24 protein-coding genes and 1 tRNA gene are annotated in these 19,459 nt (G+C 64.2%); 16 read left to right on the top strand and 9 right to left on the bottom strand.

The features are described from left to right. Positions 1-58 precede the first annotated feature (58 nt). From ACVWYQ_RS34660 to ACVWYQ_RS34650, 3 genes are all read right to left on the bottom strand, one after another. Complete coding sequence (locus ACVWYQ_RS34660) at positions 59-679, bottom strand: TetR/AcrR family transcriptional regulator (RefSeq protein WP_404546287.1); 621 nt, start codon at positions 677-679, stop codon at positions 59-61. 77 nt (positions 680-756) lie between these two features. Beyond that, a complete protein-coding gene (locus ACVWYQ_RS34655) occupies positions 757-1,716 on the bottom strand; it encodes an N-carbamoyl-D-amino-acid hydrolase (protein ID WP_404543061.1) in 960 nt (319 codons plus the stop codon). Between the two features lie 346 nt (positions 1,717-2,062). Then, a complete protein-coding gene (locus ACVWYQ_RS34650) occupies positions 2,063-2,254 on the bottom strand; it encodes a hypothetical protein (protein ID WP_275496925.1) in 192 nt (63 codons plus the stop codon). A 47-nt stretch (positions 2,255-2,301) separates the two neighbouring features. Between ACVWYQ_RS34650 and ACVWYQ_RS34645 the strand changes: the two genes are divergently transcribed. Together ACVWYQ_RS34645 and ACVWYQ_RS34640 are read left to right on the top strand one after the other, a co-directional pair. Next, positions 2,302-2,745 (top strand): hypothetical protein, encoded by a 444-nt coding sequence (locus ACVWYQ_RS34645; protein WP_404543062.1) that lies wholly within the window; start codon positions 2,302-2,304, stop codon positions 2,743-2,745. Positions 2,746-2,765: 20 nt separating this feature from the next. Continuing rightward, complete coding sequence (locus ACVWYQ_RS34640; protein WP_404543064.1) at positions 2,766-3,065, top strand: hypothetical protein; 300 nt, start codon at positions 2,766-2,768, stop codon at positions 3,063-3,065. Between the two features lie 141 nt (positions 3,066-3,206). Here ACVWYQ_RS34640 and ACVWYQ_RS34635 read toward each other — a convergent pair whose 3' ends face one another. Continuing rightward, positions 3,207-4,118, bottom strand: coding sequence for a LysR family transcriptional regulator (locus ACVWYQ_RS34635; protein ID WP_404543066.1), 912 nt, complete (start codon positions 4,116-4,118; stop codon positions 3,207-3,209). Positions 4,119-4,189: 71 nt separating this feature from the next. On the opposite strand from ACVWYQ_RS34635, the gene ACVWYQ_RS34630 reads away from it, so the two are divergent. Genes ACVWYQ_RS34630 through ACVWYQ_RS34620 form a run of 3 tightly spaced genes read left to right on the top strand, consistent with a single transcriptional unit; the run spans position 4,190 to position 6,923 of the window. After that, positions 4,190-4,819 carry an HAD-IA family hydrolase gene (locus ACVWYQ_RS34630; RefSeq protein WP_275496926.1) on the top strand — a complete coding sequence of 210 codons (630 nt, stop codon included), beginning with the start codon at positions 4,190-4,192 and terminating at the stop codon, positions 4,817-4,819. An 11-nt stretch (positions 4,820-4,830) separates the two neighbouring features. Beyond that, entirely contained in the window at positions 4,831-5,790 is a 960-nt protein-coding gene (locus tag ACVWYQ_RS34625) for a tripartite tricarboxylate transporter substrate-binding protein (RefSeq protein ID WP_456727019.1), read from the top strand. Between the two features lie 2 nt (positions 5,791-5,792). Then, on the top strand, positions 5,793-6,923 hold the full coding sequence (locus ACVWYQ_RS34620; RefSeq protein ID WP_275508714.1) for a DSD1 family PLP-dependent enzyme: 1,131 nt from the start codon (positions 5,793-5,795) through the stop codon (positions 6,921-6,923). Between the two features lie 273 nt (positions 6,924-7,196). Here ACVWYQ_RS34620 and ACVWYQ_RS34615 read toward each other — a convergent pair. Continuing rightward, positions 7,197-7,273, bottom strand: a tRNA-Pro gene (locus ACVWYQ_RS34615). A gap of 50 nt (positions 7,274-7,323) precedes the next feature. Between ACVWYQ_RS34615 and ACVWYQ_RS34610 the strand changes: the two genes are divergently transcribed. From ACVWYQ_RS34610 to ACVWYQ_RS34580, 7 genes are all read left to right on the top strand, one after another. After that, a complete protein-coding gene (locus tag ACVWYQ_RS34610; RefSeq protein WP_271542611.1) occupies positions 7,324-8,331 on the top strand; it encodes an L-threonylcarbamoyladenylate synthase in 1,008 nt (335 codons plus the stop codon). A 16-nt stretch (positions 8,332-8,347) separates the two neighbouring features. Beyond that, positions 8,348-9,775 carry an FAD-binding oxidoreductase gene (locus ACVWYQ_RS34605; protein ID WP_404543070.1) on the top strand — a complete coding sequence of 476 codons (1,428 nt, stop codon included), beginning with the start codon at positions 8,348-8,350 and terminating at the stop codon, positions 9,773-9,775. Then, positions 9,772-10,218: a GNAT family acetyltransferase gene (locus ACVWYQ_RS34600; RefSeq protein WP_271542614.1), complete on the top strand. Its 447-nt coding sequence runs from the start codon at positions 9,772-9,774 to the stop codon at positions 10,216-10,218. The genes ACVWYQ_RS34605 and ACVWYQ_RS34600 overlap by 4 nt, the downstream gene beginning before the upstream one ends. Before the next feature lie 183 nt (positions 10,219-10,401). After that, complete coding sequence (locus ACVWYQ_RS34595; RefSeq protein ID WP_271542616.1) at positions 10,402-10,983, top strand: NUDIX domain-containing protein; 582 nt, start codon at positions 10,402-10,404, stop codon at positions 10,981-10,983. A 248-nt stretch (positions 10,984-11,231) separates the two neighbouring features. Continuing rightward, on the top strand, positions 11,232-12,329 hold the full coding sequence (locus ACVWYQ_RS34590; protein ID WP_404542838.1) for an ISAs1 family transposase: 1,098 nt from the start codon (positions 11,232-11,234) through the stop codon (positions 12,327-12,329). A 143-nt stretch (positions 12,330-12,472) separates the two neighbouring features. Continuing rightward, on the top strand, positions 12,473-13,402 hold the full coding sequence (locus ACVWYQ_RS34585; protein WP_271542618.1) for a glycine reductase: 930 nt from the start codon (positions 12,473-12,475) through the stop codon (positions 13,400-13,402). Between the two features lie 35 nt (positions 13,403-13,437). Then, the gene (locus ACVWYQ_RS34580) at positions 13,438-14,631 is read left to right on the top strand and encodes a CaiB/BaiF CoA transferase family protein (RefSeq protein WP_271542620.1); all 1,194 of its coding nucleotides are present in this window, start codon (positions 13,438-13,440) and stop codon (positions 14,629-14,631) included. A 115-nt stretch (positions 14,632-14,746) separates the two neighbouring features. On the opposite strand, the gene ACVWYQ_RS34575 is transcribed toward ACVWYQ_RS34580, so the two are convergent. Beyond that, positions 14,747-15,511 (bottom strand): SOS response-associated peptidase, encoded by a 765-nt coding sequence (locus tag ACVWYQ_RS34575; RefSeq protein ID WP_271542622.1) that lies wholly within the window; start codon positions 15,509-15,511, stop codon positions 14,747-14,749. Positions 15,512-15,574: 63 nt separating this feature from the next. On the opposite strand from ACVWYQ_RS34575, the gene ACVWYQ_RS34570 reads away from it, so the two are divergent. The 4 genes from ACVWYQ_RS34570 to ACVWYQ_RS34555 all read left to right on the top strand — a co-directional run bounded on the left by ACVWYQ_RS34570 (position 15,575) and on the right by ACVWYQ_RS34555 (position 17,484). Next, positions 15,575-16,084, top strand: coding sequence for a hypothetical protein (locus tag ACVWYQ_RS34570; RefSeq protein WP_036003651.1), 510 nt, complete (start codon positions 15,575-15,577; stop codon positions 16,082-16,084). 9 nt (positions 16,085-16,093) lie between these two features. Then, positions 16,094-16,528, top strand: coding sequence for an NUDIX hydrolase (locus ACVWYQ_RS34565; RefSeq protein ID WP_271542626.1), 435 nt, complete (start codon positions 16,094-16,096; stop codon positions 16,526-16,528). Between the two features lie 45 nt (positions 16,529-16,573). After that, the gene (locus ACVWYQ_RS34560; RefSeq protein WP_036003646.1) at positions 16,574-16,951 is read left to right on the top strand and encodes a TIGR02301 family protein; all 378 of its coding nucleotides are present in this window, start codon (positions 16,574-16,576) and stop codon (positions 16,949-16,951) included. 266 nt (positions 16,952-17,217) lie between these two features. Then, a complete protein-coding gene (locus ACVWYQ_RS34555; RefSeq protein WP_036003643.1) occupies positions 17,218-17,484 on the top strand; it encodes a hypothetical protein in 267 nt (88 codons plus the stop codon). 198 nt (positions 17,485-17,682) lie between these two features. Here ACVWYQ_RS34555 and ACVWYQ_RS34550 read toward each other — a convergent pair whose 3' ends face one another. The 3 genes from ACVWYQ_RS34550 to ACVWYQ_RS34540 form a co-directional block, all read right to left on the bottom strand. Then, positions 17,683-18,003 carry a cupredoxin domain-containing protein gene (locus ACVWYQ_RS34550; RefSeq protein ID WP_157286906.1) on the bottom strand — a complete coding sequence of 107 codons (321 nt, stop codon included), beginning with the start codon at positions 18,001-18,003 and terminating at the stop codon, positions 17,683-17,685. A 9-nt stretch (positions 18,004-18,012) separates the two neighbouring features. Then, positions 18,013-18,546: a DUF4142 domain-containing protein gene (locus ACVWYQ_RS34545; RefSeq protein WP_404543072.1), complete on the bottom strand. Its 534-nt coding sequence runs from the start codon at positions 18,544-18,546 to the stop codon at positions 18,013-18,015. A gap of 87 nt (positions 18,547-18,633) precedes the next feature. Further along, a complete protein-coding gene (locus ACVWYQ_RS34540) occupies positions 18,634-19,326 on the bottom strand; it encodes an RNA polymerase sigma factor (protein ID WP_198399970.1) in 693 nt (230 codons plus the stop codon). Positions 19,327-19,459 lie beyond the last annotated feature (133 nt).

Raw genomic sequence — 19,459 nt, 5'->3', positions numbered from 1 at the left:
GGGAAATGGCCATTAGGTAGGGTATAGGGAATGGTCATTCCCTATTCTGACAAAAAATTCAGGCGAGCAGCTTCATTGCGGCGCCGACGAGACGCCCTGCGTCGAGCGGCAGACGCGCCTTGCCGACGACGCGCATTCCCTGCGTGATGCAGAGCATCAGCCGCGCGGTGTCGTCGGCTAGGACATGGCGGGGGATCGAGCCATCGGCCTGTCCGGCGCGGATGAGGCCGGCGATGAAGCTCTCGTTGCTCGCGAGCTGTGTGCTGACGCGGGCACCCACGACCGGATCGAGCGCGGACAGTTCGACCGCGCTGCCGACCACGAGGCAGCCGCGCCGCCCCTCGATTCCCCGGGAGTGCTCGACATAGGACAGCAGCACGTTGCGGATTTGCTCGCGACCGTTTGCACCACGCGCCGCCGCGCTGCGGGTCTGCTGTTGGCGCAGGGCCGTGTAGCGCTCGAAGGCGGCGAGAAACACCGCATGCTTGTCGCGAAACGCCTTGTAGATGCTTCCCGTCGCGAGCCGCATCGCCGCAGTGAGGTCCCCGATCGAGGTGGCATGATAGCCGCGCTCGCGAAACACACGCACGGCGCGGTCGAGCGCGGTGTCCATGTCGAATTCCCGGGGACGGCCGGGCAGACGGGCGGCAGGCCGGGAGCGGCGCGCGGTCTTTTGCATTGCGGGATAATAGGGAATGAACGTTTCCAAATAAACACACGTGGTCGTGAAGGGAATCAATGACGAAGGAGAGAGCGTCACCCCCTGCGCGGCACCGGCGTCCCATCCGCCATGATCGTCACGCCCTTCCGCTCGACGATCACGCCGTAGGCGCGCGGCTGGCGGTGCACGTCGAAATTGAAGGTGGTGCGCTTGTAGGAACTGCAGAGATCGAGATCGCAGCGCGCCAGCGCGATCTCGTCGCCCTTTGTCGTGCAGGCCGCAATGATCTCGCCCGAGGGCGCGATGATGCAGCTGCCGCCGATGTGGTCGACGCCCTCCTCCACACCGGCCTTGGCGACCCCGACCACGAATGTGCCATTCTGATAGGCGCCGGCCTGCATCACCAGATGATTGTGGAACAGCGAGAGATCGTCATGCTCCGGCGCGGGCGGATTGTGCACGGGCGTGTTGTAGCCGATCAGCACCATCTCGACGCCCTGCAGGCCCATCACGCGATAGGTCTCGCTCCAGCGGCGGTCGTTGCAGATCGCCATGCCCATCAACCCGCCGAAGGCATCGACCACGCCGAAGCCGCTGCCGGGCTCGAAATAGCGCTTCTCCAGATGCTGGAATTCGCGCCACGGTTCGTGCTCGGCATGGCCGGGCAGATGCACCTTGCGATATTTCAGGACGATCGCGCCACTCTTGTCGACGAGGATGGACGTGTTGTAGCGCCTGACAATCCCGGCCTCGAGCGTCAGCTCGGCATAGCCGAGGCAGAAGCCGATGCCGAGCTCGCGGGCGAGATCGAACAGCGCCTGCGTCTCGGGACCCGGCATCTCGCGCTCGAAGAAGCTGTCGATCTCGGCCTGATCCTCGAAGTACCAGCGCGGAAAGAACGTGGTCAGGGCCAGCTCGGGATAGACGATCAGGTCGCAGCCGCAGGCCCGCGCCTCGCGCATCAACGCCATCAGCCGCGCCACCACCGCGGTCCTGGTCTCGCTCCTCGCGATCGGTCCGAGCTGGCCGGCTGCAATGGTCACAATTCTCGTCACGCGTCATTCCTCATCTTTTTCAAGTGCGCCCGGCCCGAGCCTATCATCGCGCGCACAGGCTTCCTCGGCGCCCCCTACTGAGGGCACAATCAAATTCTGTCCCTGCGGGTACCATCGTGCGGCGCTGGGTGAGCACCAAACAAGAACTTCGTTGCCGATCTGCAACGGTTCCCCACCGTCTGAAGCCGGACAAAACAAACTCCCATTCCGGCCATGAACCGCTCTCACAAGGCCGTGAGACTATCAGGGGAACGACGATGCGTGCACAACGCGTTTGGAAAGTGAATGGGGCCGCCAGCATCGGGCAGCTTCAATCGAGACTGGACGATCTGAACAAGCGTCTCGGTCAGCTCGAAAACCAGCATCCGGACAGCTGGAAGCTCGAGGAGCTGAGATCGAGCGCGCTCAGCCTGTCGCGGGAGATCGACGACATCCGCTGCGCCGAAGCGACGGCGGCCTTGAGCGAGCTGCTGCGGAAATAGTCGGCCCGCCGATTCGCGCCGCGCAGGGAACCAAGCTCGGCGGCGGCCATTTCCATGCAAAGCACTTCGCGTCATGAAGAATTGGCGCTGCGAGGGATTTCGCATGACGTCCGACCCCGAGGAGCAGGTAAGGCTGCAAGGCTACGGCGAGATGACGCTGCGCACCGCCGTCGAAACCTTGATGCTGCTCGCGCCGCGCGAGCGGTCCGATGCGGCGATCTTTCGCGTCCGCGACGGCGTGCGCCTCGCGCAAAGCGAGATCGCCGAACTCGCATCACAATGGAGCATCGATCCCGCGCCTAGGGTGCGATCGCCGAAACTGGTCCCGGAGCAGCACTGGTGGTGCGCGACGCCCCGCTGCCGTCGCTGCTGGTGGCCTTCCTCGTTGGTGTGCTGGTGGCTCGCAGATGATGATGCGCCCGTGACGGCGCGCTACGTGAATGGATTCACCGCGTTCCGTGAAACCAGAGGAAACCTTTTTTGCTCGCGAAATCGCGACCGTTCCGCGCGGAACGTCTCGAAGCAGGAGGGATTGGTCTCCCGTTGAACCCGAACATGGAGACAACCATGACACGTACGAAACTCGTGAGCGTCGCCGCAACTCTGGCCGCGACTTTGCCGCTCGCAACTGCAAGCCCCAGCCTCGCTGCGGGACGCGGTCCCGGCCCGTGCACCCCACCAGCTGGAGAAGCAGTCGGCGCCGCTGGGCCCGCCATGAGCGGCGGCCAGTTGATGGCCGGCGTCGGCCAATGCCAGCGCATCGGCAGCAGTTGGCACCCCACCAACACCTACGGATATTGGGGTCCTGGTTACGGCTATGAAGGGCCTCGCTGGGGCACGTCAGCCTACGCGCCTTACGAGGACTAGGGCCTCCACATAACAGCGTCACAGCGGCGCGGTCGCACGGCCGCGCCGCTGTCCTGCCCGGTTCGGCTCTGGGCCATGACCCCGCCCTGCCGCGCCCATAGCGGACATTGCCGGTTGTCCCGCTGCCGAGTGGCATGCACGTCAAATACTTCGCCAAGGCGGCCTCGGTTGAAAGCGGGCTTTGAGGCTTTCAACAAAATGCGAAACACGAGCTGAGACCCCGCGACGCGTTGGCACCAAAGCCAGAATATCGGCGCCTTCGAATTCATATTCACGAAACAGCCGACGCAGCTCGCCCCTCTTAACGGATGGCGCCACGTCCCATTCGGACCTGAGTGCGATGCCCAACCCTGCAATAGCCCACTCGCGAACGACCTCACCATTGTTGCTCGTGAGTGCCGGAGTTATTCGAAGCGCTTCTGATCGCCTGGATGACGCGTGGCTGCTCTTGTAGCGCCACAGCGTCACGTCCTCTTCGTTTTCGCGAACGGAGAGACATGCATGCTGCGCCAGGTCGCGAGGATGTGACGGCGTTCCGCGTCGTCGAAGATAGTCGGGACTGGCGCACACCCAGCGCGCGTTGCGGGCAAGAAGATGAGCGATCCACGAGGAATCCCGGACTGTCCCAATATAGATGACGACGTCAGCTTCGACATTGCTGTTCCACGGCGTTTCGGAAAGATCCAGCGTTGCACGCACCTGTGGGTAGTCGCGAATGAATGCCGCCATGACGGGCGCGACATGGATCCTGCCAAAGCCGAACGGCGCGACAACCCTTAGGGGGCCGGCAAATACGCCGCCGCTGAGACTGTTCCCGAGATCATCGATGCGCGCCAACAGAGACTGGGCTTCATGAACGAGTTGTTCGCCTTCCGGCGTGAAGCGCAGCCCTCGGGAGTTGCGGACGACAAGATTGATCCCGAGAACGGCCTCCAGTTTTTTCAATCGCATGGAAAGCGCCGGCGGCGTGACATCGAGCGCCCTCGCTGCCCCGCTTAGCGAGCCGGTTCGGCTCAGGGCGACCACGAACCGAAAATCCTCAAGCGCAATCATTCAATTTTCCTGAAGGGAAGAGACAATCATACTTAATCACAACTGATCACGAAAGTGATAGAAGTTTGACAATGACCATGCCCCGCGCCGTTCTTTTCGATCTTCTCACGGCGCTCCTCGATTCTTGGAGCGTCTGGAATGCCGCCGCCGGATCCGAAGCATCGGGCCGAGCCTGGAGGGCCGAGTATCTCCGCCTGACGTATGGTTGCGGGAGGTATGTTCCGTATGACAGTCTGGTCCGCCAGGCTGCGCGCGCAACCGGTCTCGCGCCGTCGACGGCAGACGCCCTCGAAGCAAATTGGATGTCCCTCCCGGTCTGGAGCGGGGCGCAGGCTGCGCTAGACCAGTTGGCAGGACGCGCGCGCCTGGCAGTCGTGACCAATTGCTCGACGCGCCTTGGACGAATGGCCGCCGCCCGCCTCCGCACACAATGGGACGTCGTGATCACCGCGGAAGAGGCCGGCTTCTATAAGCCCGACACCCGCCCCTATCGTCTTGCGTTGGACATGCTGGGCGTGTCGGCCGCGGACGCAGCGTTTGTCGCAGGCTCCGGCTACGACCTCATCGGCACCTCAGCCGTCGGGCTGCGCACCTACTGGCACAATCGCGTGGGCTTGGCTCGTCCGGAGGGCGCGCCGGCAGCCGAGAAAGAATCTCCGAACCTCGACGACCTCGTTCCGTGGCTGGAGGACTTTTCATGATATCTCGCACGTTGGCCGCCATCTTCGCAGTCGGATTGAACATCTCTGCGGCAACGGCTCAGGAGTTTCCCGAGAGGCAATTGACGCTGATCGTTCCGTTTCCCGCCGGTGGCCCGAGCGATGCACTTGGCCGGGCGGTGGCTCAAGCCATGGCCGCCCACTTGAAGCAATCGATCATCGTGGAAAATGTTGGCGGCGCCAGCGGCACCATCGGCCTAACCAAATTGCTAAAGGCGCCTGCGGATGGATATTCGCTCGGGTTTGGCACCATCGGCACACATGTCGCCAATGTCGCGTTCTACAAGCGCCTTCCTTACGACCCAACCGCCGACTTCGAGCCTGTGGGGCTCGCAGGGATGGCTTCCACACTTCTTGTCGCGAAGTCGGACCTGCCGGCATCCAATCTACATGAGTTCGTCACCTATGCCCGTGCCAACCGCGATAAACTCACCTATGGCAGCGCTGGCGTCGGATCGATTTCGCACTATGCCTGCGTTCTGCTGCTGTCAAACCTGAAACTGAACATCACCCATGTTCCCTATCGCGGCGTTGCCCCAGCGATGAACGACCTCATGGGTGGTCACGTCGACTTCATGTGTGACCAGACCACCACGGCGCTACCTCAAGTGCTCGGCGGAACGATCAAGGCAATCGCGGCGCTGAGTGATCAACCCCTGCCGCAGGCGCCTCAAATATCCACTGCGGCAGCGGCCGGCTTTCCGGGCGTGAAACTCCGCTCCTGGAACGCGATCTTCGTGCGGAGGGGAACGCCCGTTCCGGTGCGTCAGAAACTAAACGACGCCTTGCGCGCAGCACTCGCCGACCCGGATCTCGTGCGGCAAATGACGGCGGTTGGTGTCGAACTGCCACGGGGAGCGGATCTCGAGCCCGGCGCCGTCAGCGCGCTGATCGCCGAAGGGCTGGAGCACGACGTGCCAGTGCTGCGCGTCAAGGGCGAATATCTGGACTAAGCATGACATCTTTCTCCGACATCGAAACGCCCGCTGCCATCGTCGACGTCGTGCGCATGCAGCGTAATATCGCCCGCATGCAGGACCGGATGAGCGCCTTGGGCGTCAGTTTCCGTCCCCACGTCAAGACGACCAAATGCTTCGCTGTTGCGGACAGGCAGCGCGCCGCGGGCTCGAACGGCATCACCGTCTCGACCCTGCGCGAAGCCGAGGAGTTTTTTGCTGCGGGCTACGACGACATCCTCTACGCCGTCTGCATCGCGCCGCACCGGCTCGGCCGGGCTCAGCGACTGCGTGATCGGGGCTGCCGCCTCAAGATTCTGGTCGACTCGGTCGAGGCTGCGCAGGCCGTCGTCGAGGCGCAGTCCCATCGCGATCCTTTCCACGTCCTGCTCGAGGTCGACACTGACGGGCACCGATCGGGTGTAGGCCCCGAGGATGCGCGTCTCATCGAGATCGGTCGCATTCTTCACACCGGCGGCGCCACACTTCGCGGCGTGCTGACTCATGCCGGAAACTCCTATGAGCTCGACGAGCCCGGGGCCCTGGAGCGCTTGGCGGAGCAGGAGCGTGCCTTGAGCGTTCGCGCGGCCGAACGGCTTCGCGCTGCCGGCCTTCCGTGCCCGGTCGTGAGCGTCGGATCGACCCCGACAGCGCTGTCCGCCCGCGCCTTGGACGGCGTTACGGAAGTGCGCTGCGGCGTGTACGTGTTCTTCGATCTATTCATGACGAATGTCGGCGTCTGCGCGTTCGACGATATTGCCCTTTCCGTGCTGACGACCGTGGTCGGCCATCAGTCGGAGAAAGGCTGGATTATCGTCGATGCCGGATGGATGGCGATGAGCCGAGACCGCGGCACTGCTCGTCAGCGCCATGATTACGGATACGGGATCGCATGCGATTTAGGGGGGCGCCCCCTCAAGGAAGACTTGGTGATGATCGCAGCAAATCAGGAACACGGAATCCTTGCCGTAAGAGACGGTTCTGTCATCTCTCTTGAAAATTGCTTTCCGATTGGCACACGACTTCGAATACTCCCGAATCACGCCTGTGCGACCGGAGCTCAATTCTCCGAATATTATGCCGCCACGGACAACGGCATTGAAAGATGGCAGAGGTTTAATGGCTGGTGACATTGCCTGCCTAGAATCCTCACGCAGTGGCACACCTGGCCCCAAGCGGGTGTCGATAGGGAGGCCGCGCGCAGGCTTGGAATGAGCGTAGAGAAGTTGGAAGCCAACGACGGCCTTCACCATCCGGATGAAGAGGCGGCAGGCGTTCGCCTTATCTGCTCCTCGACGCCCTTGGCATAAGCCTTGGGAGCGACAGGCATGGCTGCCGTGCCTGAAATCATTGCGCATTTCATTGCGCAGGAAAAACATAGAAACTATAAGTACTTGGAAGAATGGTCGGAGTGGCAGGATTCGAACCTGCGACCCCTGCGTCCCGAACGCAGTGCTCTACCGGGCTGAGCCACACTCCGACAAGAAGGCGGCTTATAGCGTCGGGCTTGACGCACTGCAAGCGGCCGAGATGAGGAATTTTATCCCTGTGAAAACGGGTGTCGAAACGCTGATATTGCCGGCCGGCGAGGCCGGCGCGGAAGCCGCCGCCCGGCGACTTGCGGCCGGCGGGCTGGTCGCATTCCCGACCGAGACGGTTTATGGGCTCGGGGCGGATGCTGCCAATGCGGTCGCGATCGCCCATCTCTACGCCGCCAAGGGCCGGCCGGCGTTCAATCCGCTGATCGCGCATGTCGCGGACCTCAAAGCCGCGCGGCGGATCGGGCGGTTCGATGCGCGCGCGCTGGCGCTCGCGGAGGCGTTCTGGCCGGGGCCGCTGACGCTGGTGGTGCCCAAGACCGAGGACTGCCCGGTGGCGGATCTCGCCACGGCCGGCCTCGACACGGTGGCGATCCGCATCCCCGCCCATCCCGTCGCGCAGGCGATCCTGCGCGCCTTCGGCGGCGCCGTGGTGGCGCCCTCGGCCAACATCTCCGGCCACGTCTCGCCGACGCTGGCCGCCCATGTCGAGAGCGACCTTGCCGGGCGGATCGACCTGATCATCGACGCCGGACCTGTTATGGTCGGCGTGGAATCGACGATCATCGGCTGCTTCGACGCGCCGATGCTGCTTCGTCCCGGCGGGCTATCGCGCGAGCGGATCGAGGCTGTGCTGGGCGCGAAGCTGGCGCGGCCGCCGGTGGAGGCTGACAGCGACGACAGCCAGCCGCTGGCCCCGGGCATGCTGGCCTCGCATTACGCGCCGCGCGCCCTTGTGCGGCTCAACGCACGCGAGGTCGCGCCGGGCGATGCGCTGCTGGCGTTCGGCCCGGAACGCCTGCCCGGGCTTGACGCCGCCTCGGCCGTCATGAATTTGTCGCCCACCGCCGATCTCGATGAAGCCGCCGCCAATCTGTTCGGCTATCTTCGCAGCCTCGACGCGAAAGCGCCGCGGGCGATTGCGGTGATGCCGATTCCCGAAGATGGTCTGGGCGAGGCGATCAACGACCGGCTGCGCCGCGCCGCGGTGGCGCGTTGAAGCAAGAGACGAGGACATGAACATCAACAAGCCTGCCACCCCGCCGCTTGCGCCCGAATTGATCGAGCAATTCCGCAAGATCGTCGGCGACCGCCACGCCATCACCGACCCGACTGATATCGAGCCTTACGTCACCGAGGAGCGCAATCTGTTCCACGGCCGCTCACCGCTGGTGCTGCGCCCGGGCTCGACGGCGGAGGTTTCCGCGATCTGCAAGCTCGCCTCCGCGCACAACATCGCGCTGGTGCCGCAGGGCGGCAACACCGGGCTCGTCGGCGGCCAGACGCCGCACAATGGCGAGGTGGTGGTGTCGCTGCGCCGGCTCGACAAGATCCGCGAAGTTGATACCGCCTCCAACACCATGACGTGTGAGGCCGGCGTGGTGCTGCAGATCGCGCAAGCCAAGGCCTCCGAGGTCGACCGGCTGTTTCCGCTGTCGTTAGGGGCCGAAGGCAGTTGCACCATCGGCGGCAATCTCTCGACCAATGCCGGCGGCACCGCGGCGCTCGCCTATGGCGTCGCGCGCGAGATGGCGCTGGGCCTGGAAGTGGTGCTCGCCGACGGGCGCGTGCTCAATTCGCTGTCGAAGCTGAAGAAGGACAACACCGGTTACAATCTGCACAACCTCTTCATCGGCGCCGAAGGCACGCTCGGCATCATCACCGCGGCGACGCTGAAACTGTTTCCGAAGCCACGGGCGATCGAAACCGCCTTCGTCGGGCTGAAATCGCCGGCGGCGGCGCTGAAGCTGCTCACCATCGCGCAAGGCGAAGCCGCCAACGCGCTGACGAGCTTCGAGCTGCTGTCGGAGCTGGCGGTGGATTTCTCGGTCCGCCACGGCATCGACGTGCGCGATCCGCTCGCAGAGAAGCATCCCTGGTACGTGCTGATGGAATTGTCATCGCCGAGCGAGGATGCCCGCACGCCGCTGGAGATGATCCTCGGCCGTGCCATGGAGGAGGAGATCGTCGACGACGCCGTGATCGCGGCGAGCCTCGCCCAGCGCGGCGCGTTCTGGAAGCTGCGCGACGAGATGTCGGCGGCGCAGAAGCCGGAAGGCGGCTCGATCAAGCACGACATCTCCGTCCCGGTTGCGGCCGTGCCCGAATTCATCGCGGAAGCCGATGCGGCCGTGGTGAACCTGATCCCCGGCGCGCGGCCGGTGCCGTTCGGCCATCTCGGCGACGGCAATCTGCACTACAACGTCAGCCAGCCAATCGGCGCCGACACCGCCGACTTTCTGGCGCGCTGGCATGATGTGAACGCGGTGGTTTTCGAGATCGTGCTGCGCATGAGCGGCTCGATCTCCGCCGAGCACGGCATCGGCGTGCTCAAGCGCGACGAGCTTCCGCAAGTGAAGGACAAGACCGCGATCGAGCTGATGCGTTCCATCAAGGCCATGCTCGATCCGCTCGGCATCATGAATCCGGGGAAGGTGCTGTGAGCTCTTCCCTTGCGATCGATGCGATCACCGACCCCGATGTCGAGGCCGTGGTCGCGCTGTGGCAGCGCTGCGGCCTGACGCGGCCCTGGAACGATCCGCATGCCGACATCGCACTGGCGCGGCGGCGCGACAATTCCACCGTGCTGCTCGGCCGCGACAATGGCGCGATCGTCGCCACCGTGATGGTCGGCCATGACGGCCATCGCGGCTGGGTCTATTACGTCGCCGTCGATCCCAGCTGTCAGAAGCGTGGCCATGGCCGCATTATCATGGCGGCGGCCGAGGACTGGCTGCGAAGCGCCGGGATTTCGAAGCTGCAGCTTCTGGTCCGGCGCGAGAACGCGCAGGCCAACGCGTTCTATGGCTCGCTGGGTTTCGAACTGTCGACATCCGTGATGTTCCAGAAGTGGCTCGACGGCCGCGCGACAACGCCAAGCAATTGAGTTCGGGATGCGGCCGCGAACGCAACTGCGCCCCCTCGCCCCGTTCTTACGGGGAGAGGGTTGGGGTGAGGGGCCTCTCTCCGCACGTGGGACCGTCGACGGATCTGTACCCCCTCACCCGGATCGCAAGGGCGATCCGACCTCTCCCCGCAAGCGGGGAGAGGTGAAGAAGAGAGAGACCTCATGACCATTTCCGACCGCGTCCGCATCAAGGACGTCCACGTGCTCTCGGACGGCTGGACCACGCTGAAGACCACAACGTTCGAGTACCGGCGCGCCAACGGCGAGTGGCAGACCCAGCACCGCGAGACCTATGAGCGCGACAATGCCGCCGCCGTGCTGCCGTATAATCTTGCGCGACGGACCGTGATCCTGGTGCGCCAGTTCCGCCTGCCGGCCTTCATCCGCGGTTACGACGACCTCTTGATCGAGGCGGCCGCCGGTGTGCTCGACAACGCCGAGCCCGAGGAGCGCATCCGGGCCGAGGCAGAGGAAGAGACCGGCTATCGCCTGCACCACGTCCACAAGGTGTTCGAGGCCTTCATGAGCCCCGGCGCCATCACCGAGAAGCTGCATTTCTTCGTCGCCGAATACGAGCCCGAGATGCGGGTGAGCGATGGGGGCGGCCTCGAACACGAGGGCGAGGACATCGAGGTGCTGGAGTTGTCCATCGACGAGGCCCTCGCGATGATCGCCGACGGCCGCATCATCGACGCCAAGGCGATCATGCTGCTGCAGTATGTGGCGCTGCATGTGTTCAGGTAGGTGTGCTTACCCTCCCCTGGAGGGGGAAGGTCGGCTCACATTGAGCGCAGCGAAATGTGAGCCGGGGTGGGGTGACGGTCTCTCCACCTCCAACAGTGCCCGAGTGGAGAGATCTCCCCACCCCGCTCGCGCTACGCGCGATCGACCCTCCCCCTCCAGGGCAGGGGAATCGCATGTAATCCTAAGGCATTGCGATTTGGAGAGAAATCGATTCTGAAGGTGACTCCCGGAGTTGGAAGGAGCGACCGATGGATCGATTTTCGGAGTGCTTCGAAGAGCTGCCCGACCCGCGTGCGGACAATGCGCTGCACGACCTGACGGAGCTTTTGTTCATCGCCCTGATGGCTACGTTGTGCGGAGCGACAAGTTGCACCGACATGGCGCTGTTTGCGCGGCTGAAGGCTTACCTTTGGCAGGACGTGCTGGTGCTTAAGCATGGATTACCGAGCCATGATACGTTCAGCCGTGTGTTCCGCATGCTCGATCCAAAAGCGTTCGAAGCGGCATTCCGACGCTTTATGGAGGCTTTCGCTCAAGGTGCGAAGATTGCACAGCCACAAGGCGTGATCGCGTTAGACGGCAAGGCGCTGCGGCGTGGCTACGAGAGCGGCAAAAGCCACATGCCGCCGGTCATGGTGACGGCCTGGGCGGCGCAGACGCGTATGGCGTTGGCCAATGTTCTGGCGCCAAACAACAACGAAGCTCTCGGCGCTTTGCAACTCCTCGAACTCTTGCAACTCAAAGGCTGCGTAGTGACGGCGGATGCACTGCATTGCCACCGCGGCATGGCCGAAAAGATCGTGACGCGGGGCGGCGATTACGTGCTGGCTGTGAAGGAGAATCAGCCCGCGCTGTTGGCTGACGCCAAGGCAGCGATTGCCGCAGCCACGCGCAAGGGTCAGAAGCCGGTCGCCACCACGGATGCAGACCATGGGCGAAAAGAAAAGCGCAGCGCGCTTGTCGTGCCCGTCAAAGACATGGCCCAAAAGCATAACTTTCCTGGCCTCAAGGCAGTCGCGCGGATCAGGAGCAAGCGGGGGAACGATAAAACCGTCGAACGCTACTTCCTGATGAGCCAGAACTACAGTCGAACGCAGGTTTTGCGCATTGTTCGCACCCATTGGACCATCGAAAACGGCCTGCACTGGCCGCTCGATGTCATCCTCGACGAGGATCTGGCCCGCAATCGCAAGGACAACGGTCCGGCCAACCTTGCCGTGCTCAGACGACTCGCCCTCAACGTCGCCAGAGCTCACCCCGATACAAAAATCTCCTTGCGCCTCAAGCTCAAGCGCGCCGGCTGGAACGATACCTTCTTCTTCGAACTCCTAGGCCACATGCGATAGCCCTGCCCTCCAGGGGAGGGTAAGAGGCACCGTCCGCGCCGCGCTATCCTCAACTGCAATTCTGTCCTGCATTCTCCCTCCCCCGTTGAGCAACCCCGCAACTATCTCTAGTCTGGCCCCAACCAAGAACCAGGAGACGCGCCATGTCTGCTCCGCGCGACGACGAATTCGGCTTTGCGCCCGACTACGATTCCCCCGTCCCCTATATGCAGCGCACCCGCGATTATTACGCGGCGATCGGCTACACCACGCCGTACCGCTGGGCGCATTACACCGAGGCGCCGTTCCAGCCGCTGAAGAAACCGCTGGCTCAGTCGCGCGTTACCATCATCACCACCGCGGCGCCCTACGATCCGGCCAAGGGCGACCAGGGGCCGGGCGCGGCGTATAATGGCAGCGCGAAGTTTTATCAGGTCTATGACGGCGACACGTCGAAAGAGCACGATCTGCGCATCTCGCACATCGGCTATGACCGCAAGCACACGTCGGCCACCGACAGCGGCACCTGGTTTCCGCTACCGCAGCTGTTGAAGGCATCCGCCGCCGGCCGCATCGGCGAAGTCGCGCCGCGCTTCTTCGGCGCGCCGACCAACCGCAGCCATCGCGTCACGCTCGACACCGACGCGCCGGAGATCCTGGCGCGCTGCCTCGCGGACAAGGTGGACGTCGCGGTGCTGGTGCCGAACTGCCCGGTCTGCCACCAGACCACGGCGCTGGTGGCGCGGCACCTGGAGCGCAATGGCATCCCGACCGTGATCATGGGCTGCGCCAAGGACATCGTCGAGCACGCGGCCGTGCCGCGCTTCCTGTTCTCCGACTTCCCGCTCGGCAATTCCGCCGGCAAGCCGCACGACATCGCCTCGCAGGCGCAGACGCTCGAGCTGGCGCTCCGACTGCTGGAGAGCGCGAGCGGTCCGCAGACCACGATGCAATCGCCGCTGCGCTGGAGCGAGGACGCCTCCTGGAAGCTCGACTACAACAATGTCGCGCAGCTCTCGCCCGAAGAGCTGGCGCGGCGCCGCGCCGATTTCGACAAGCAGAAGGAGATTGCGCGCGGCAACCGCGCCGCCTGACGTCCTCCAACAACAATAAGCCGAGGGAGAGCGACGTGACGCGACCGTTCGAGGGCGTGAAGATCCTGGATTTCACGCAAGTGCTGGCCGGCCCCTATGCGAGCTATCAGCTCGCACTGCTGGGCGCGGACGTCATCAAGGTCGAGCGGCGCGAGGGCGAGGACATGCGCCGCACGCCGCTCAGCCGCGAATGGGCCGAGCGCGGTCTGGCGCCGGCATTCCAGGCGGTCAACGGCAACAAGCGCAGCCTGACGCTCGATCTGCAGAAGCCGGAGGCGATCGCGATCGTGAAGAAGCTCGCAGGCCGCGTCGACGTGGTCATGGAGAATTTCCGCCCCGGCGTGATGGACAAGCTCGGCATCGGCTACGAGGCGCTGTCGGCCGTCAACCCGAAGCTGATCTATTGCGCGGTGTCGGGCTTCGGCCAGACGGGCCCGGACCGCCTGCGGCCCGGCTATGACGGCAAGATGCAGGCGCTATCGGGCATCATGGCGATCACCGGCCACCCCGAGACGGGGCCGACGCGCGCGGGCTTTGCCGTGTGCGACGTGCTCTCGGGCGCCACCGCTGCTTTTGGTGTCTCGAGCGCGCTGTATCAGCGCGACCGCACCGGCAAGGGGCAGCTGATCGACGTCTCCATGCTGGAGGCGACGCTGGCGTTTCTTTCCGGCCAGATTGCGGACTGGTCTGTCGCCGGCCATCGGCAGCAGCTGTCGGGCAACCAGGCAGTGAGCCGCCGGACCACGGCAAATTTGTTCAAGTGCGGCGACGGCCATATCCTGCTCGCCGTCAACAACGAGAAGCAGTACCGCGCATTGATGGCTGCGCTCGGCCGCGAGGACACGCTGTCAGATCCGCGCTTTGCGGACTGGTTCGCCCGCAACGAGAACGAGGGCGCGCTGCGCGCCATCATCGAGCAAGCGCTGGCAAAACGGCCGGCACGCGAATGGGAGACAATTCTGGAGGACGCCGGCGCGCCCTGCGCCAGCATCTGGAAGGTCGAAGAGGTCATTGACCATCCGCAAATCAAGGCGCGCGGCGCGATCCAGGAGCTGGACACGGAATACGGCCGCCTGCGCTTTGCCGGCAGCGGCTTCAAGCTCGCCCATGGCGGCGGCAGGCTGGATCGCATGGCGCCGGAGCTGGGCGCGGATACGGATGCGGTGCTGGGCGAGTTGGGGTTCGATGCGGCAGAGATCGCGGGGCTGCGGGCGCGGGAGATTGTTTAGAACACCGCTGCTGTAGGGTGGGCAAAGCGAAGCGTGCCCACCATCGCGCAGCGGACGACCAGAGAGATGGTGGGCACGGCGCGTTGCGCCTTTTCCCCACCCTACGGCACCGCACCTAGAACAACGACCCCTGCCCGTCATCTGATGACGCTGCCGCAACCTTCCGCGTCGGCTTCTTCGGCTTCGCCGCCTCGGCCTCCGCCTCGATCTCCTCCGCGCTGATCGGCAGCACGAGCTGCTCGTCGTCATTGGCGACGCGGTTGACGCGGGTGGAGACTGGGTGCCAGGCGAATTCGCCGGCGCGCGGAGGCTTCATCAAGGGCAGGATCGCGTCGATCTCGTCGCCCTTGCTGTCGAGCCAGCGCTCGAAGTCGCGCGGGCTGATGGTGACGGGCACGCGGTCATGCAGCGCGGCGAGATCCTCGCCCGCCGCGGCGGTGACGATCGCGACCGTGTCGAGTTCCTCGCCGTTCGGACCGACCCAGGTCTCGAACACAGCGGCAAAGCCGAGCGGCTCGCCGTCGGCACGGTGGATGAAGAACGGCTGCTTGCGGCCGCCTTCCGTCTTCCATTCGTAATAGCCGTCGGCCGGGATCAGGCCGCGCCGGCGGCGAATCGCATTCTTGAACGCAGGCTTGTCCAGCACCGTCTCGGAGCGGGCGTTGATCAGGAGCGTGAACCCACGGGAATCCTTGACCCAGCCGGGCAACAAGCCCCAACGCATCAGGCGGAAATGGCGGGCGCCGTTCTCGAGCAGCACCACCGGAATCGGTTGCGTCGGGGCGACATTGTACCGGGGCGGGAAATTCGGCTGCTCGACATAGCCGAACAGTTGCCGCAAAGCCGCGGGGGCCGAAGTTATGACGAAGCGTCCACACATCCTTGGAGGCCTATATAGGGTCCGTTCAGGTCCTTTTAACCCCGAACGTTAACACTGCGGCAGATGAGCTCAACGGCCTCCCAACCCGCGCGGACGCATGTACAGACGGGCCCTGAGGCGACCGCCTGGGCCGAGCGGCTGCGCGTGGCCAACATCAATCCGCGGACCGGGCTTGCCACCGACTATCTCAACCATTTCAATGAAGCCGTGATGCTGCTCGAAATGGTGCCGGATATGCCGGAATGCGCCGAAGACTTCCTGACCTGGACGCCGCTGTCTTATGCCGAGCATTTCACGGCGTCGAATTTCAAGGCGCGGGATTTGGCGATCGAAGCCTATGAGAAAGCCGATCCCAACGTGCGTGCCCAGTTCGACCACTTGACGGATACCATGACCTCGATCCTGACCGCGGTCGGCTCGGCCATGCGCGAGGTCGAGAAGGACACGACGCGCGTCCGCCTCGCCGAGCAGGCCACGCTTTGGGTCAAGCCGCTGATCGCAGCCTGCGGCGGCATCATCAATGGTGGCGCGGAGGCCGACGTCGACACCATCATGGCGAATTCATCCGGATAGGTGACGCGATTGGCCGCAATCGTCCATCCTGCCCATCCCCAGCTTGCGGTCAGCGCGGCGATCTTCCGCGACGGCAAGGTGCTGCTGGTCCGCCGCGCCCGCTCGCCGGCCAAGGGCTTCTATTCGCTGCCGGGTGGCCGGGTCGAGTTCGGCGAATCGCTGCATCAGGCCCTGAGCCGCGAGGTCGACGAGGAAACCGGCCTTCGCATCGAGATCATTGGCCTCGCCGGCTGGCGCGAGGTGCTGCCGGCCGCGACCGGCGCCGGCCATTACCTGATCATGTCCTTTGCCGCGCGCTGGACGGCCCGGGAGCCGGCGCTGAACGACGAACTCGACGATTACCGCTGGATCGCCCCTGGCGCCCTGGCAAGCCTCGGCGACCTCAAGCTGACCGGGGGGCTGGAGGAGGTCATCCAGTCCGCTCACCGGCTGCTTGGGGCCTGACGGCCCGCCTTGCGCCAGCCGTCCCGAGGGGGCATACAGCCGCCGATGTCGTCGCGATTTCTGGCCATTTTTGTCCTGATTCTCGCCTGCGCCTCCGTGCCTGCGAGGGCCCAGGACGTGGCGGCGCCGTTTGACGGCGAACTGCAGCGGCTGGCCGAGATCCTCGGCGGCCTGCACTATCTCCGCGGCATCTGCGGGGCCAATGAGGGTAACAAATGGCGCAACGAGATGCAGGCGCTGATCGATGCCGAGACCCCCTCCGGCGAGCGCCGCACCCGCATGATCGCCGGCTTCAATCGCGGCTATAACGGTTTTCAGCAGACCTATCGCAGCTGCACGCCGGCCGCGATGGTGGCGATCCGCCGCTACATCGAGGAAGGCTCGAAGATCTCGCGCGATCTCACGGCGCGCTACGCGAACTAGCTACCCCGTCATTCCGGGGCTCGCGAAGCGAGAGCCCGGAATCCATTCATCCACCGTCTCTGATGCCCGATGGATTCCGGGCTTGCGCGAGGCGCGCCCCGGAACGACGGCGCGGTCGACGCATGTGCGTGACTGGAACCCTGTCATCGACTTTGTTCACAGCCGTTAACCGTTCTTAAAGATGTGGCCTAGCGGTCGTTAACGCCCGTGCTACACCTCTCGCACAGCGCATCGCCGTGGATCGCGCCCCAGCCTGACCGAGTTTCATGAGCCAGCCGATTTCCTACGCCCCCGCCCGCGCGCCGCTGCCCGATCACGAGCAGAAACAGGCCGCACTGAGCTATCTCAACGAGGCCTGGGCCGAGGCGCGTCATGACGGCGTCGACGGCGACTGCCTGGCGCAGGCGAGCCTGTTCGCGGCCCTCGCCGAGCTCGTCGGCACTTATGGCGAGGACGCGGTTGCGAAGTTCGTCGAGGGCTTTCCCGGCCGCATCCGCAACGGCGAATTCTCGGTCGGCATCTGCAGGCAGTAAGCCGTCCTGAAGCAGTAAGCCGCCTGAAAATGACCCCGCCACGCGGGCGGGGCCAGTTGACGGATGAATGACTCTGCGAAAGTCGTCGCGAAGTCTGCCGCTCTTATCGCACGGAAGCCGTTGCCGGCAGACAAGCATTAGTCTCGCGATGACCGGGACATGTTCCCGACAGAGTCGGGAACGCGCTCTCTCCCTCGGTCACGGCTCGATCTTGAGAGTCGCTTTCATGTTGGGATGATAGCGGCAGTAATACTCGACCATTCCAGCCTTCTTCAGAACTGACGTCGCCGATTGCATCGGCGGCAGCATCACGTCGAAATCGCCGTTCCTGGCGGTGGCGGTGTGGGCGAAGACGTCCTTGTTGACCCAGGTGATGGTATCGCCGATCTTCGCCGATACTTCAGCCGGAGCAATCACGAGATTGTCCATCGTAATCTCGATCGTCGCGGCGCGTGCCGGGACGATCGTCGACAGGAGGACGAGCGCAAGCGCGATCGAAGCGAGACGTCCCGGCATCATGCGAGGCTCCTATTTCAGCTCGGCCGCAACATGCTCGGCGTGCTGCTGATGACCTTGGAAGATCTTCAGCCCGGTCTGCAGCAGGCTCCTCAGCTCGGCATTGCTCGCAGACGGAATGAGTTGCGTCTCCAAGGCGCCGTTGACTGCCTTGTGGTAGGCGACCTCGTTGGCGACGTAGGCCTTGTCGAACGCCACGCCATCGAGCTTCTCGAGCTCGGCCAGCTTGTCTGCCGCCTGCTTCGAGAGCGCCTTGCTGGTGTCGTTGTCCTCCGGCGTGACGTTCAGTTTCTTGACGAGCGCGAGGGCCTGCTTGTTGACTGCTTCGTGGTCGCGCAGCATGTCTTCGGCGAACGCCTTGACGTTCTTGTTCTTGGCCTTCTTCTGCGCCTGCTTGGCGGCGTTGATGTCGATCACGCCCGCGATGTAGGCAATATGCGCGATCTGGGGATCGGTGGGCTTGTCGGCTGCGCTGGCGCCTTGCAGCAATACGGGACACGACAAGATCATCGCCGCGACGGCCGCCGCGCTCCATCGGATCAACATGACTTGACACTCCTGTGGGCCGGAAACGTTCCGGACTGTTGCTTGCACAGGTTGGATGCCAATTTCGAGCGAACGTTCCCGAGAAATTTACGCCCCGATGCCAAGGCGCCTGAGCACGGCCTCCGTCAGGCGCTCGCAACGCTCACCAGCGAACGGAAACGCATCCATCACGACCGGACCGATCTTCTTCTCGACGTTCTCGCGCAGCATCGTACGCGCACGGTGCAACCGCGTCTTCACGGTCTCGGGCTTGATGCCGAGCAGCTCGGCGGTCTCCTCCACGCTCATCCCTTCCATCACCCGCGCAATGAAGACCATGCGGAAGGTCTCGGGCAGTTCATCGACCGCGCGTTCGACGACACGCTGGATCTCGCGTTGGGCCATGGACTTTTCCGGATCAGTCGCGGCGGACGAAAGCGGAAACTGGATGATTTGCGCTTCGAGCGTTGCCTCCGGCACCGATCCCAGCTCGACCTGCGGCTTGCGACCGCGTGTGCGTCCGAGCGCTTCGTTGATGGCAATGCGCGATAGCCACGTCGACAGCGCCGACTCGCCAAGAAATCCATCGAGGTGCGTGAAGGCGCGGACATAGGTCTCCTGCACCACGTCCTCCGCGTCGCTGTCGCTGCGCAGGATGCCGCGGGCGAGCCTGAAGAGCCGGCGGTTATTGGCCTGCATGATCTCGCGCAAAGCGGCCTCGTCGCGGCGCCGCGCGCGGTCCACCAGCGCGGCTTCCGACGTCCTGGCGCCGGCGGTCAGGCCGGCTGCGGTCCCTGGCATGGCGGTTAGCTCCCTTGGCTTCGGACATTGGATGCAGGCCCAGGGCAAAGGTTCCGAGATTTCTTGCCCCGATCTTACCCTCTCCTGGAGGAAGGGCTATCGCATATGAGCAGTGCGCGTTGGCCACACTAGT

Source organism: Bradyrhizobium sp. USDA 3397 (assembly GCF_054060965.1).
The sequence above is the reverse complement of the archived record's forward strand: the minus strand, read 5'-3'. Positions and strand labels throughout refer to the sequence as shown.